We start from the raw sequence: 15,158 nt of genomic DNA on the forward strand, positions 1-15,158 counted from the left end.
CCTCTATATTCTGGAATAATACGAATATAAGAATTTTCGAAATATTACTAATGACAACGCGCTTTAAAAATGGTGACTTTTTAAGTATAGCTGAATACGCTTACACATATATTCCTTACAAAAACTTGCTTGACAGATAGTGGTAGATAGAGAACTGTTGGGGAAGGCATTACCTAAATGTTAAAATATTGGACTACCTTTAAGGGGGTGAGAAAACAAAGGGGTTAAAAATTGAAAGTTTTTTATTGCGGGAGCAAGTTAAGGGGTATTACAAAATTTAAATTAAAATATTAAAAAGGGGTTGAGATGATGAGTAATACTGCTCGTAAAGAAACGCGCACAGGCAGCGTTGATTATGAAAAATTAGTACAAACGCCAGAATTTCTTGCGTTAGTTAAGAGCAAAAATACATTTATGACGCCATATGTAATCATCTTTTTTGCAGCATACTTCTTGTTGCCAATATTAACAGGTTATACACATGTCCTTGAGACAAAAGCAATAGGCTGGATTACATGGACATGGATTTATTCCTTCGCAATGTTTGTAATGACATGGTTGTTCGCAACAATCTATATTAAAAAGTCTGGAAGCTTCGATAAAGACGCTGAAGAAATCATTTCTAAAAACATACTCTAATAAGGGAAATTTAAAGGGGGGTTTGCATTGGGTTTTGTATCAGTCGCAATATTTGTATCAGTAATAGCATTGACATTAGTCGTAACTTATTGGGCAGCAAAACGAACATCAACTGCTAGTGAGTTCTACACTGCAGGGGGATCGTTAACAGGTTGGCAAAATGGTATGGCCATTGCCGGAGACTATTTATCAGCGGCATCATTCTTAGGTATTGCAGGAGCAATTTCATTAGTAGGTTATGATGGATTTTACTATAGTGTTGGTTGGCTTGTTGCCTATTTAGTCGTATTATTCCTAGTTGCAGAACCATTACGTAACCTTGGAAAGTTTACGATGGCTGACATGATTGCAGCACGTTTTTCAGCTCCTAAAGTCCGTGGTGCAGCGGCATTTAATACACTTACAATCGTAATGTTCTATATGCTTGCACAGCTAGTTGGAGCAGGCGCACTTATTAAACTTTTACTTGGTATTGATTATCATATCGCCGTAATTATTGTTGGTATTATGATGACAACTTATGTATTATTCGGTGGAATGACGGCTACAAGCTGGGTGCAAATTATTAAAGCAATCCTTCTTATGGCTGGAACAGTCGTAATTTCTTTCCTAGTATTTATGAAATTCGACTTTAGCATTGTTGGTATGTTCAATGAAATGTCACAAGCAACACAACATGGCGAAGCGTATTTACACTCAGGTGTTAAATACAAAAATCCACTGGATTTAATCTCTGTACTTATTGCCCTTGTTTTAGGTACTGCAGGTTTACCACACATCTTAATGCGTTTCTTTACAGTTAAAGATGCAAAAACAGCACGTTCTTCTGTAATTTACGCAACATGGATTATCGGAATTTTCTACGTATTAACTGTTTTCCTAGGCTTTGGTGCAGCGAAATTCGTTGGCGCAGATGCGATTATCGCTGAAAACGCAGCTGGAAATATGGCCGCACCGATGTTAGCGGGTGTACTAGGTGGAGATATCCTAGAATCATTCGTTTCAGCGGTAGCTTTTGCGACAATTCTAGCGGTTGTTGCCGGACTAGTATTATCTGGAGCATCAGCTGTTGCCCATGACCTTTACGGACAAATTATCAAAAAAGGTAAAGTAACTGAAAAAGAACAAGTTAAAGCAGCACGTATTGCATCTCTATCAATTTCAGTATTCTCAATCATCATTGCTCTTGGTGCAGAAAAAATGAACGTTGCGTTCCTAGTTTCGCTTGCATTCTGTGTCGCAGCGTCAGCAAACTTACCGACGATTTTATTTACAATCTACTGGAAGAGATTTAATACATCAGGCGCAGTATGGTCAATGGTAGCTGGTCTTGTTTCAGCACTTGTACTAGTTGCTATCAGCCCAAGTGTTATGAGCCCAGTTGAAGGCGCAACACTACTTACTGGAAATCCAATTTTCCCATTAACAAACCCTGCTATTGTTTCAGTGCCAATTGGATTCATAGCAGCGATTATCGGTACATTAGTTTCTTCTGAGCGTGATGAGAAGAAATACGCGGAAGTTACATTTAAAGCGCAAACTGGTTACAGAGAAATCGGCTAATATTAAATTAATAAAATAGTAAACTGAAAACCCTCTTTCATAACTTATGAATGGATGAGGGTTTTCTTTTTGAACTGTAATATTCAGATGAATAGGGTGGTGTTCCCAATGAATGTTCATAACAAAGTAGAGCTATATGAACAAGTGCATAAACATCCACTATTTTCCGGTACACCTCATGACCAATTCACTAAATTAATGGAAGATTGTGAGTTAAGTTTTTATCAAAAAGCGGAGAAAGTGCTCTATGGCAAAACCCACCGCGAAGGTTTGCTTTTGATTTTAAACGGGGTGGCTGAAGTCTTTATTGGGGAAAACGGAAAAAAAGAAATCCTCGAAATTTTGCAGCCTGAAGAAATGATTGGCTTTTCTGGTTTAGCAAGTTTTTTAGGTGAGCCAGATGACCATGCACGTCTTCTAACCGTTCAAGTAGAAGCGGTAGAGGATTTGCACTGCTTGAAAATTCCTTATACTGTTTTGGAAAAAAGATGGAATGATGAGCATGTCCGTGACTTCGTGCTAAGAAAAGTAGCGGTCAGGCTGAGAGATATTTATTCATCACTAGCAGAACAAGTAAAACTGGCAAGCGATTGGGGCGAAAGCGAGGCATTTGTCCGTCGTGTTCAAGACTTGATGAGTGAGCCAGTCGTTTCAATAAGCGAGAATGAAACCGTTCAATCAACAGCGAAAAAAATGGTAGAAAACTCAATAGGCTCAATCGTTGTCGTCGATGATAACGAAAAGCTATTAGGGATTATTACAGACACAGATATCGTTCGCCGCGTTGCCGCTCAATCAGAAAATAGTACGCGTCAGCTTCAAGCAAAAGATGTAATGACACCAAAACCATTTACAATTACGCGCGATGCCTTTTATTACGAAGCATTAACAGCATTTTTTACAAATAGTGTAAAACATTTGCCGGTAGTAGACGAAGAGCGGGTAGTGGGACTTGTCACTCTTTCGGACTTACTTGAAAAGAAAAACCGGGGACAAATGGCAATTTTAAAGAAAATTGAAGAGGCCTCATTTGCAAGCTTGCCAACGGTCAAAAACGCTATTTATAATGTTCTTTCAAATTTAATACAAGATGAAATCTCAACGATTCATACCCTTGAGATTATTACAAAGCTTTACGACCGCCTCGTTCGACATTGTGTAAGTTTAGCAGTCGAATCGATGAAAAAGCAAGGGAAAGGCAAGCCGCCAGTACCGTTTTCTTGGTACTTAATGGGTAGTGGCGCAAGAGGAGAGCAGTTTATGCTCACTGACCAAGATCATTTCCTAGTCTATGCAGATGCTAACCCGAACGATAAGCAAAAAGTTGATGAATACTTCTCACTTTTAGGTGAGGAAATTGTCGGACATCTTGAGCAGGCTGGCTATTCATTATGTAAAGGAAAAATGATGTCGAATAACCCAGATTGGCGCGGATCTGTGTCCGAGTGGCAGGAAAGATTGCGCCGATGGGCATTAAAAACGACTGATGAGCAAATATTATTAGGACAGAACTTTTTATCATTCCGCTTTTTGTACGGTGACGATTCTCTGAACGAACAGTTTGTTGAGATGGTTCGGTACAAATTGGAGGTTTCAAAAACATTTATTTATTACATGGCCCAGCAGGAGCGGGAAAAATTAGTTCCGCAAATTGACCAATCGTTTTTAGGCCGCTTCAAAGCAAAGAAACAAGTGATTGATATTAAAAAGCATGCATTATTTCCACTACATCATTGCATGCAGGTTTTAGGAGCGCAGTACGGTATCATCGATGGAACTTCTCTTGAACTCTTAAACGGGCTCGTGAAAAGAAACGCAGTTTATGAGGGATTCTCCGATGATTTACTATTTGCATATGAGGTAGCGCTGAAAACCAGGATAAAAATGTCGTGGGAAAAACATTTAAATGGGGAAAGTATCACAACGGAAATCGAATTATCAGCGCTACATAGCTGGGAGAAAGATGAACTAATAAATATGTTAAAAGCTGTTCGTGAATTACAATTTTACCTTTTATCGAAATTGTAAAAGGGGGGGAAAATGATTGTTCTGGTTAAAAAAATCAATGTCATGTCCATTGAACGATACACTGCCATTATCAACACCAATCAAAGATGTTTCGTTTACAATTTTCGACACCGAAACAACTGGCTTTCAAGTTGCGACAACTGACAGATTAATTGAAATTGGTGCCGTTCATATGAAGGGATATGAAGTGTTAGAAAAAAATACATTCCAAACATATGTCAAACCAAACCGAGACATCCCACCGATTATCACGGAACTGACTGGTATTACCGAGGAAAAAGTAAAATATGCTCCAGAGTCTATGGAAGCCATTACCGCTTACTTTGATTTTATTGGAAGAAATGAAAGCTCTGCTTTAGTTGGGCACTATGTTGCTTTTGACGAAATGGTACTCAGACAAGAAATTAGGCGTGCCAAGCATGGCTTTAAAAAGCCTAAGCTTATTGATACATTGAACGTAATCGGATTCTTAAGTCCGTCTTGGGATATGCGTGATTTAGAAAGATATGCAATGGCATTTGGCACCCGGATATACGAAAGACACTCAGCGATAGGTGATGCGCTCACAACCGCTTACCTCTTTAGTGAACTTTTGCAGCAGTTCATCGACCGCGGTTACAAAACATGGGGTGACTTATTACAGTGTACAGATGCTGATGCAAAATCAATCTCATTTTAAAAAATTTAAGCGAATGAACAAAACCCGTTAGCCAAACGGGTATTTTTTTTGTCCCTTGTCCCTCTTGACTTTTTAGCATATTAGCCCTTGCTCCCTAATAAACATATACAAACTAGTGTTTAGAGAGTGTTTGAGGTGAGCGCATAAAGTGAGTCTCATTTCACTTCTCACATCCAATTTAGGGAGGCGAGTAGTGTGCACGATTACATCAAAGAGCGTACTATCAAGATTGGCAAGTATATCGTGGAGACGAAGAAGACAGTTCGCGTCATTGCGAAGGAATTTGGCGTTTCCAAAAGTACGGTCCATAAGGATTTGACGGAACGACTGCCTGACATTAATCCCGAGCTAGCAAATGAAGTAAAAGAAATCCTCGATTACCATAAATCTATTCGACACTTACGAGGTGGTGAAGCTACAAAATTGAAGTATAAATCCGATAAAACCGATAGAGAGACAGATAGTACTGAAGTTCAGGTTAGATGACGTTATTATTACAAACAAATACCTGTCGAAATTTTTTCACAAAAAATGACGAGCCCTATGCAAATATGATACAATATGTTATTAGAGATAAAGAAGCGGACCATAGATTTGAAATGGTTTAAGGAGGATATGGAATTGATGATTGCTAGGGATATCGGAATCGATTTAGGAACAGCTAATGTGCTAATTCATATGAAGGGAAAAGGAATTGTTTTAAATGAGCCATCTGTTGTGGCAATTGACCGTAACACAGGTCGTGCATTAGCAGTTGGTGAAGAAGCAAGACGTATGGTAGGTCGTACACCTGGAAATATTGTTGCTATTCGTCCATTAAAGGATGGAGTCATTGCTGACTTTGACGTAACCGAATCAATGCTAAAGTATTTTATTGAAAAAATCAATGTAAAAGGACTTTTTGCGAAGCCAAGGATGTTGATTTGCTGCCCAACGAATACAACTTCGGTTGAAAGAAAGGCAATCAAAGAAGCAGCTGAAAAAAGCGGTGGTAAAAAGATATATCTTGAAGAGGAACCGAAGGTTGCTGCAATTGGTGCAGGAATGGATATCTTTCAGCCAAGTGGAAACATGGTTGTAGATATTGGCGGTGGAACAACAGATGTTGCCGTGCTTTCAATGGGCGATATTGTCACCGCCTCTTCTATTAAAATGGCAGGGGACAAGTTTGATGTAGAAATACTTAATTATATTAAAAGACAATACAAGCTGCTAATCGGTGAAAGAACATCAGAAGATATCAAAATCCATGTAGCAACTGTATTTCCAGGTGCACGTAACGAGGAAATCGATATTCGTGGTCGTGATATGGTATCTGGTCTACCACGTACAATCACTGTTTATTCCGAGGAAATTGAACAAGCATTGCATGAGCCAGTGTCAATGATTGTACAAGCTTCGAAAAGCGTTCTAGAACGCACACCGCCAGAGCTTTCTGCAGATATCATTGATCGCGGTGTTATTCTAACTGGGGGCGGCGCACTGCTCCACGGCATTGACCAACTGCTAGCGGAAGAACTAAAAGTGCCAGTATTAATTGCCGAAAACCCAATGGATTGCGTGGCAGTTGGAACAGGCATCATGCTTGACAATATTGACAAGCTTCCAAGTAGAAGATGGGGCTAAACTAGCCATATGAAGGATATAGGATGGGGAGCACAGGGAACGGTTCGAGACTACTGAAAAAAATTGAGCCATTTCAAACTTATTGTCCTAGAACCACTTTTATTGTCCAATAAGAGTCATTTATTGTCGAGTTTAGGCAACTTATTGTCCGATTGCCATATATTTGAAAAAAATCACATTATGGAGGCTGCTTTTTCAGTAATATTGGACGGTTCTTCTGCCCCGCAAAAATCAGTGTTCTAGTGCCCGAAAAGTGAGCAAATCTATAGTTCCGGTCACTAGGGCGGCGTCCTAGTAACCGAAAAGGGAGAAAACAGGTAACCTTGGTCACTAGGCTGGTGTTCTAGTGACCGAAAAGGATGAAAAGATGCACCCTTGGTCACTAGGTCAGCGACCGGCGCTCGAACAACGACATAGCAAAAGGAGAGATTGAAATGCTTCGTGGTTTTTATACGGCAGCTGCAGGTATGATTTCACAGCAGCGCCGCCAAGAAATGTTAACGAATAACCTTGCCAATGCCAATACTCCCGGCTTTAAAGCGGACCAAGGGTCATTAAGGGCATTTCCAGAAATGCTCATTACAAGCATGAATACTGAAACCTTACCTGTCAAAAAGCGCTACCAGCTAAAAGGAATCAATACCGTTGGTCCAATCAATACGGGTGTTTACATGCAAGAAGCACTCCCTAAATTTAAGCAAGGTGGCCTCCAAGAAACCGGTAATCAAACCGACCTTGCTTTAGTGGACGGCAATCTCCCTATTAATCCGGAAACAAACCGCCCAGGGGCGTTATTCTTTCAAGTTTTGGATGCAAACGGAGAAGCGCGCTATACAAGAAATGGTAATTTTACAATTAATGGTGAAGGCTATTTAACAACAACAGATGGCTTCTATGTTGTTGATACTTACGGCGATCCAATCATGATTAATGGAAATGATTTTATGGTTACAGCTGATGGCCGATTTTTCGAAGATGGCGAAGATACTGGTCAACAAATCCAAATCGCTTATGCTGAAAACCCGGATCAGCTTGTGAAAGAAGGAAATGGCTTATTCCGCGTAGAGCCAGTGGCAGGAGCTCAAGGACAAGCGCAGGAATTGCCAAGTGCTTTTGACAATCCAGAAGTCACTTTTCAAGTAAAACAAAAATTTATTGAGCGTTCGAACGTAGATCTTGAACAAACAATGTCGGAAATGATGATGGCATACCGAACATTTGAAGCTAACCAAAAAATTGTCCAAGCCTATGATCGAAGTTTAGAAAAAGCGGTTAATGAAATCGGCCGCATTAGCTAGGAGGAATGATCAATGAATCGTGCGATGTTAACAGCAACCGTAACAATGGGGCAGCTTCAGAAAAAAATAGATACAATTGGTCATAACCTTGCCAACTCAAATACGAACGGGTTTAAAAAAAGGGAGACAAGCTTTAATGATCTCTTATTCCAACAAATCAATAATCAACCAAGGACAAACGAAGAAATCGGTCGCCGCACTCCGAACGGCATTCGCCAAGGCTCTGGTGCAAAGCTTTCAGAAACAAACTTGAGAATGGAGCAAGGCGCCATCAAAGTAACAGATCGTCCTTTAGATCTTGCGCTAACAAAACCAGATCAATTTTTTGAACTATTAGTTGATGAAAATGGTGAGTTCGCAACAAGGTATACACGGGATGGTGCTTTTTATTTATCGCCGGATGAAGATGGTCAAATGTATCTCGTTACAAGCAATGGAGATTTTGTTGTCGATACAGATGGCGACCCGATTACCGTTCCAGAGAATTTTAAAAACATCAAGATTACGGATGCAGGCGAAATCACCGTAACATACGATGACAATACGGAAGAATACGTTGGGCAACTACAGCTTGTCCAAATCCTGCGCCCGCAGTTATTGCTTTCAACGGGCGATAATCAATATGCATTACCTGACCTTGAACAGTTAAACTTAGTAGAGGACGAAGTATATCAATTGGTTGAAGATGAGGACGGCTCCATTCAACAAGGGGCATTAGAAATGTCAAACGTTGATGTTGCGACGGAAATGACCGAGCTGATGACAGCACAGCGCTCATACCAGTTCAACGCAAAGTCAATTTCGATTGCTGACCAAATGGCTGGACTTGTTGCGAACTTAAGATAGTCTAGTTTCTTCTATTGTATATGGATATATAGTAATAAAAGCTTTAAAAAGGGGCTACAACAATGACAAGTAGATTTGACAATGCAAGGCAAGCCGAAGTGAAAACGCGCCAAGAACGGAGACAAGCACGAGTAATCGCACGCGCTGAACGGGCTCAAAAGCAAAATGCCGAGCAAGTTTTAGAGCAAAGTCAAGAAACAGAATCTATAGAAAAAGGACGGCCAAAAATACGTCTTATTCCCATTTGGCTACGCCTCATCATTGTTGCAGTTCTTTTAGTCATCAGCATGACAGCAGGGTTGATGTTTGGCTACGGCGTTATTGGAGATGGAAAAGCGATAGATGCTTTGAAAATATCAACATGGGAGCGTTTGGTTGATTTAGTTGTCAAAGATACACCTGATAATAAATAGGTTTCGGTAAAATGGAGGGCTGAAGCGAAAGCCCTCTTTTTTGTTCTAACAATCAACAGTAAGTACAGGTACCCAACCGAAAACTTTAATTATTTGGTTATAAATGGTGGTCGGACAATAAAGCATTCATTCTGGACAATAAAGTTGCGGAATCCGACAATAAATAAGCTGAACTGGACAATAAATAATGACCAAAGGTTCCAGACCCTCTGTTATGTTTGAGTAATTCCCAGGCACAAGCATAATCACCCTGTCCAAAATAACAAACTTTTGGTATTATAAAAATGAACATAACATCCCCTCTTTTTTCCAATCCTCGAAAGGAGCACGATAATAGTGAAGAATGAAAAACCACTACGTCCCCTCAAATGGCTACTCCCGAAAAATGACTTTGTTTTCAAACTGCTGGTAGGCAGTGATGACAAACATTCAAAAGAACTACTTATCCATTTTTTAAACGATTTATTCCAAGTTCCGGAAGGTCAAAGCATCTCCAATGTTTATCACCAAAACACACACCTCAACAAACAACACCTTACAAACAAAGCCTCTATCTTAGACATTCGCTCACAAATTCCAGGCATAGGTATAGTCAACATTGAAATGCAACTAGAAAATCAATATAATATGGATAAAAGATCACTATTCTATTGTGCAAAGATTATCACCGAACAACTAGACGAAGGTGATAACTATAACAAACTTCGTAAAACAACAGCCATTACTCTACTTGATTTCAATTATTTTAATCATAATAACTACCACAGCATCTACCACTTAACGGAGAAAAAAACAGGAAGCCCCTACCCCGACATACTGCAGCTGCATTTTATCGAAATGAAAAAAATTAAAATGTTGCATCGAGAAGGAAAAATTGATGAAAATGACCAATTAGCAAAATGGATTGAATTTTTTTCTAATGAAGATGATAGCCAGTGGAAAGTTATGGCATCCAAACATCCAATAATAAAAAAGGCGGTGGAAAGATTGGAAATTATAAGCCAAAATCCAGAAAACAGATGGAATTATGAAATTAGACAAAAAACTTTAAAAGATATCACTTCAATGAAAGAAGGGGCAAAGGATGAAGGAAAAATTGAAGGAAAAATTGAAGTAGCTACGAAAATGCTTCGAAAAGGTATTGGAATTGATACAATATCAGAATTCACAGGCTTTACTAAAGAAGAACTATTGGAATTACAAAAAAACATCGAGAAGGATCACTAGGATGAATTCCGTTACTTGAAAAGAGGCTGACTCAAAAGTTCGTTAAATACGACTTTTTGAGTCAGCCTCTACTTTATTTTTTATTCCTATAAAACTCCCTTCCTTCTTCAAATTTATTTGTTGACGGAAATATAAATAAATTATAATATACCCATAATGGTATACGAGAAATTTAACCATGGGGGGAGATTGAATGAAGGGTTGGTTAAAGGTCATTGTATTTTTAATTATTCCAGTAACAGCATTTTTATTACTTTTATCCGGGGTTTTTAAAGAAAAGGTGGAACCAGGAACGAAAATGATTACACCACTTGAGCAAGTAAACGGAGTAGAAATAGGAGAAGTAAGCACCGCAACATATAATACAGGCAATAAGGTATATGGAACAACGGTGTCTGACGAAAGTGCGAAGATAGCTGCAGAGATTATGGCAGATGTCCGAGAAATTAATGTCAAAAGTGGTGATATCGTTAAACAGGGTCAAAGCTTAGTGCTTTTAAACAATGAAAAAGCGAATGCATCATTAAGCCAAGTAGCAGCTAATATTGATACTGTAAAAGCAAAGATTAACAGTATTGATGAAACAATCAAGCAAGTAGAGGCTGTTGTGACAAAGGCACAGACAGACCTAGCTCTAAAGGAAAAAGTCTATCAGCGCGTGAATAGTTTGTATGGAGCAGGTGGTGCCAGCCTACAAGAAAAAGATGAGGCAGAGACAGCGTACCTTGCAGCGAAATCTCAAGTGGCTGAGGTAGAAGCACAGCTTGAAACAGTAAAAGCGAACCGCACAGAAGTGTTAGCGTCCCAAGCAGTTGCAGAAGCTACCTACAACTTAGCTAATATAAACGTTCAAGACGCAACGATTAAAGCGCCGTTTAACGGTATTGTTGTAGAAACATATATTGACAAAGGGGATATGGTCAGTCCTGGTATGCCACTAGTTACAATAGAAAAGGCACCATACTACTTAGAAGTATATGTCGATGAACGTAAACAAACGAAGATAAACATCGGTGACATAATCCCTGTCACCATCGACGCTTTGCAGAAAACCATACGGGGTATGGTAGCTGAAATTACGCCGAAGATTGACCCTTCTAGCCGCACCTTTAAAGTAAAGATTGAAATTCCGCAAAAGGAAGTCAATATAAAAAGCGGCATGTTTGGTTATGCTGTATTTCCAGAATCCGATCAAAAGGGAATTTTCATACCAACAACGGCTATCTATTATTGGTCACAATTGACAGCAGTATTTGTTGTTGATGAACAAGGTATAGCTCATCTTCGCTATGTACAGCTCGGAGAAGAAAATAATCAAAGTGTAGAAGTACTTAGCGGGCTAAATGAAGGCGAACGCATCGTCACATCCAACATTGAAAGGGTCAAGGATGGAGTACAGGTGGTGGCTACAGAATGAAAAATAATTATGACAACGAAAAAATCGGCCTCTCCGGTAAAATAGCGAAAGCATTCATTGATTCAAAGCTCACGCCATTATTAGTAATTGCTGTAATCTTACTCGGCGTTTTTGCCGTATTAAATACACCAAGGGAAGAAGAACCACAAATATCCGTTCCAATGGTCGATATTTATATTGCCTATCCTGGACATACTGCGGAAGATATTGAAAATCGCATCACAAAGGTGATGGAAAAGAAGCTATGGGAAATCGATGGCATCGAATATATTTATGCAACATCAACACCTGGGATGGCAAACTTTATCACACGCTTTAAAGTAGGCTCAGATTTAGATCAAAGCTTAGTGAGGCTATACAATAAGCTTATGTCTAATATTGATGAGCTTCCTGAAGGGGCAGCGAATCCGCTTGTCAAGCCGATTACAATTGACGATGTCCCAATTGTATCGTATACCTTATGGAGCGATGAGCTTACCCACTATGATATTAAAAGAGTAGCTGATGTTGTTGCCGATGAACTGAACAAAATTGAAAATGTCTCGAAAACTGAAGTCATCGGGGGTCTGAACAGGGAAGTCCTTATTCAAATCGACCCAAACCGGCTTGCAGGCTACAACATATCGCCGATGGCAATTGAACAAACGATTAGGCAAGCTAATATATCCTTGCCCTCAGGTAATTTTGACAAAGGAAATAAAGAATTTAAAGTAAAAACAGGTCAATACATTCAAGACAAAAGCGAAATAGAGAATCTAGTCATTGGAATTTTTGAAAACCGTCCAGTTTATATCAAAGATGTAGCAACCATAAAGGATGGGCCTAGTGAAGTAAACAATTACGTCCTCCTTGGAACAGGCCCTATGGCAGAAGAAAAACATATCCAAAAAGACCAAGGTGAAATCTTTCCAGCTGTCACAATCGCCGTATCGAAAAAACCGAACACCAACGCTGTTTGGATAGCCAATGATGTAGAAAAGAAAATTGAAGACCTAAAAGGAAAAGTCATCCCCCAAGAAATTCAAGTGACAACAACACGGAATTATGGTGAAACAGCGGAGGAAAAAGCAAATGAATTAATTAAGCACCTCCTCATTGCAACATTGTCTGTTACGCTTTTAATTGGTGTTGTCCTAGGATTTCGTGAAGCGCTTGTCGTTGGAATTGCTGTCCCAGTGACACTTTCGCTAGCGCTATTTTTAAGCAAAATGTATGGATATACACTAAACCGCGTCACCTTGTTTGCGCTTATTTTTGCGATTGGGATTCTTGTTGATGATGCCATTGTTGTTGTTGAAAACATTCATCGGTGGTTCCAAAAAGGGAAGCATAAACCATTAAAAGCAGCAATCCTAGCCGTTGATGAAGTTGGCAACCCGACTATCCTAGCAACCTTTACTGTTATCGCAACATTGATGCCAATGGCTTTTGTTGGTGGCTTAATGGGGCCATATATGGCACCGATTCCGATTAATGCCTCTGTGGCGATGTTCTTCTCTCTCTTAGTAGCGTTTATCGTCACACCATGGTTTGCCTATCGCTTTTTGAAAAAAGCACCCGGTCATGAAGAGCGGCCATTTGAACGCACCAACTTAAAAGGCTATTCAAAATGGTATGCCAAAGTCATCGAGCAGATGGTTCATAATAAAGGTAAAAGATTTGTATTTTTACTGGGTATTATCGCTTTGCTAGTAGGCTCATTCAGCTTTTTCTATACGAAGGCAGTACCAATGAAAATGATGCCCTTTGATAATAAAAGTGAAATCCAAGTTGTCGTAGATATGCCAGAAGGTACGACGCTGGAAGCGACAGCCGCAGCTACAAAAGCAATTGGTAGGTACATTTCTTCGATTAATGAAGTAACTGATTATGAAATGTATATTGGGGCGGCCTCGCCGTTTAACTTTAATGGGCTTGTTCGCCATTATTATTTGCGATCAGATAAAAACGAAGCGGATATCCAAATCAATTTAGTTGAAAAAACAAATCGTAAAGATCAAAGCCATGATATTGCTAAACGAATCCGTCCTGATATTCAAAAAATTGCTGCTGAATATAATGCCAATGTCAAGGTCGTTGAAGTACCGCCAGGACCACCAGTTTTATCGACGATTGTATTAGAGGTTTACGGTAATGACCGCAAAGAACAATTTGCCGTGGCCCGTCAAGCAGAAGAAATTTTTAAAGAAACAAAAGGTGTTGTTGACGTCGATACGTACATGAAAGATATCCAGACAGAATATCGCTTTTCTATTAAAGAAAAAGCAAGGCTAAATGGCATTAGTGACGATCAAATCGTCAAGACAATTCAAATGATGATGGATGGTGCATTCGTAGGATTAATTCATCCAGAGCATGAATTGAATCCAGTGCAAATCAAAATCCAACCAGAAAAAGGCAAGCGTGCGAGTCTTGAAGATATCAAAAGTATTCAAATTCCAACCGTAGCTGGTAGGCTGATTCCACTTGGTGAACTCGTCGACATTCAAGAAGGAGAGGTTGAACAACCGCTTTATCGGAAAAACTTGCAAAGTGTTACGTATGTTGTCGGTGATGTGGCTGGCTATGAAGAAAGTCCTGCTTACTCAATGGCGAAAATGTGGGATCAAATCGGGGCAATTAAAACAACATCCGGTACGAAAATCGAACAATATCTCACCCACCAGCCATGGCTTGAGGATGATATTAAGATGAAGTGGGATGGCGAATGGCAAATCACTTATGAAGTATTCCGTGACTTAGGGATTGCTTTTGCTATTGCGTTAATTGTCATGTACCTATTAGTGACAGGCTGGTTTCAATCATTTATTACACCTTTAATCATCATGTCGCCGATTCCGTTGACATTAATTGGTGTTATACCAGGCCACTGGCTATTCGGAGCTTTTTTCACAGCAACATCGATGATTGGTGTGATTGCTTTAGCAGGTATCATTGTAAGAAACTCTATTCTACTAGTAGAGTTTACAATCATGCGCCGAAAGGAAGGGGCTAAACTATCAGATGCAGTCATTGAAGCGGGAATCGTCCGCGCCAAGCCCATTATCCTAACTGCCTCTGCTGTTGTCATCGGGGCTATCGTCATTTTATTCGACCCGATATTCTCGGGGCTGGCTATTTCGCTAATGTTCGGAACAATTGCATCAACAATCTTAACCTTATTCGTCATTCCAGTCCTATATTGTATGGTTGAAACAAAACGCGCCCAAATCAAACACCGTAACAATAAAGGTTATATGATAAAAAGTGCGGATGACGTGAAAGGGATGTAGGGACAGGTACACTGTCCCAATAATTGAAAAGTACCAATTCAATGATGGAAGGAGGGCTGAAGCGAAAGCCCTCTTTTTTGTTCTAACAATCAACGTCAAGTACAGGTGCCCAACCGAAAATTTTAATCATTTGGTTATAAATGGTGATTG

General features: G+C 39.6%; 12 protein-coding genes. All 12 read left to right on the plus strand.

Annotated elements, in window-relative coordinates:
• Positions 1 to 309: 309 nt before the first annotated feature.
• The gene (locus GX497_17705) at positions 310 to 639 is read left to right on the plus strand and encodes a DUF485 domain-containing protein (GenBank protein ID HHY75015.1); all 330 of its coding nucleotides are present in this window, start codon (positions 310 to 312) and stop codon (positions 637 to 639) included.
• A 27-nt stretch (positions 640 to 666) separates the two neighbouring features.
• Positions 667 to 2,202, plus strand: a complete 1,536-nt coding sequence (gene actP, locus GX497_17710; GenBank protein ID HHY75016.1) for a cation/acetate symporter ActP — start codon at positions 667 to 669, stop codon at positions 2,200 to 2,202.
• Between the two features lie 108 nt (positions 2,203 to 2,310).
• Complete coding sequence (locus GX497_17715) at positions 2,311 to 4,230, plus strand: cyclic nucleotide-binding/CBS domain-containing protein (GenBank protein ID HHY75017.1); 1,920 nt, start codon at positions 2,311 to 2,313, stop codon at positions 4,228 to 4,230.
• Positions 4,231 to 4,246: 16 nt separating this feature from the next.
• Positions 4,247 to 4,909: a 3'-5' exonuclease gene (locus GX497_17720; GenBank protein HHY75018.1), complete on the plus strand. Its 663-nt coding sequence runs from the start codon at positions 4,247 to 4,249 to the stop codon at positions 4,907 to 4,909.
• Positions 4,910 to 5,104: 195 nt separating this feature from the next.
• Positions 5,105 to 5,395 carry a sporulation transcriptional regulator SpoIIID gene (gene spoIIID, locus GX497_17725; protein HHY75019.1) on the plus strand — a complete coding sequence of 97 codons (291 nt, stop codon included), beginning with the start codon at positions 5,105 to 5,107 and terminating at the stop codon, positions 5,393 to 5,395.
• Between the two features lie 138 nt (positions 5,396 to 5,533).
• Positions 5,534 to 6,535: a rod shape-determining protein gene (locus GX497_17730; protein HHY75020.1), complete on the plus strand. Its 1,002-nt coding sequence runs from the start codon at positions 5,534 to 5,536 to the stop codon at positions 6,533 to 6,535.
• A gap of 434 nt (positions 6,536 to 6,969) precedes the next feature.
• Complete coding sequence (locus GX497_17735) at positions 6,970 to 7,833, plus strand: flagellar hook-basal body protein (GenBank protein ID HHY75021.1); 864 nt, start codon at positions 6,970 to 6,972, stop codon at positions 7,831 to 7,833.
• A gap of 12 nt (positions 7,834 to 7,845) precedes the next feature.
• The gene (locus GX497_17740; GenBank protein ID HHY75022.1) at positions 7,846 to 8,679 is read left to right on the plus strand and encodes a flagellar hook-basal body protein; all 834 of its coding nucleotides are present in this window, start codon (positions 7,846 to 7,848) and stop codon (positions 8,677 to 8,679) included.
• A gap of 62 nt (positions 8,680 to 8,741) precedes the next feature.
• Complete coding sequence (locus GX497_17745; protein HHY75023.1) at positions 8,742 to 9,092, plus strand: DNA-directed RNA polymerase subunit beta; 351 nt, start codon at positions 8,742 to 8,744, stop codon at positions 9,090 to 9,092.
• Between the two features lie 336 nt (positions 9,093 to 9,428).
• Positions 9,429 to 10,319 carry an Rpn family recombination-promoting nuclease/putative transposase gene (locus GX497_17750; GenBank protein ID HHY75024.1) on the plus strand — a complete coding sequence of 297 codons (891 nt, stop codon included), beginning with the start codon at positions 9,429 to 9,431 and terminating at the stop codon, positions 10,317 to 10,319.
• A 193-nt stretch (positions 10,320 to 10,512) separates the two neighbouring features.
• A complete protein-coding gene (locus GX497_17755) occupies positions 10,513 to 11,736 on the plus strand; it encodes an efflux RND transporter periplasmic adaptor subunit (protein HHY75025.1) in 1,224 nt (407 codons plus the stop codon).
• Positions 11,733 to 15,008, plus strand: coding sequence for an efflux RND transporter permease subunit (locus GX497_17760; protein HHY75026.1), 3,276 nt, complete (start codon positions 11,733 to 11,735; stop codon positions 15,006 to 15,008). The genes GX497_17755 and GX497_17760 overlap by 4 nt, the downstream gene beginning before the upstream one ends.
• Positions 15,009 to 15,158: the final 150 nt, after the last annotated feature.

This window comes from Bacillus sp. (in: firmicutes) (assembly GCA_012842745.1).
Taxonomy (GTDB): domain Bacteria; phylum Bacillota; class Bacilli; order Bacillales; family Bacillaceae_J; genus Schinkia.

Bases quoted from the DNA above. Each gene is read 5' to 3' on its own strand.
- GX497_17740 (HHY75022.1), top strand. From the start codon at position 7,846: ATGAATCGTGCGATGTTAACAGCAACCGTAACAATGGGGCAGCTTCAG.
- GX497_17705 (HHY75015.1), top strand. From the start codon at position 310: ATGAGTAATACTGCTCGTAAAGAAACGCGCACAGGCAGCGTTGATTAT.
- GX497_17760 (HHY75026.1), top strand. From the start codon at position 11,733: ATGAAAAATAATTATGACAACGAAAAAATCGGCCTCTCCGGTAAAATA.
- GX497_17745 (HHY75023.1), top strand. From the start codon at position 8,742: ATGACAAGTAGATTTGACAATGCAAGGCAAGCCGAAGTGAAAACGCGC.
- GX497_17730 (HHY75020.1), top strand. From the start codon at position 5,534: ATGATTGCTAGGGATATCGGAATCGATTTAGGAACAGCTAATGTGCTA.
- GX497_17735 (HHY75021.1), top strand. From the start codon at position 6,970: ATGCTTCGTGGTTTTTATACGGCAGCTGCAGGTATGATTTCACAGCAG.
- GX497_17715 (HHY75017.1), top strand. From the start codon at position 2,311: ATGAATGTTCATAACAAAGTAGAGCTATATGAACAAGTGCATAAACAT.
- GX497_17755 (HHY75025.1), top strand. From the start codon at position 10,513: ATGAAGGGTTGGTTAAAGGTCATTGTATTTTTAATTATTCCAGTAACA.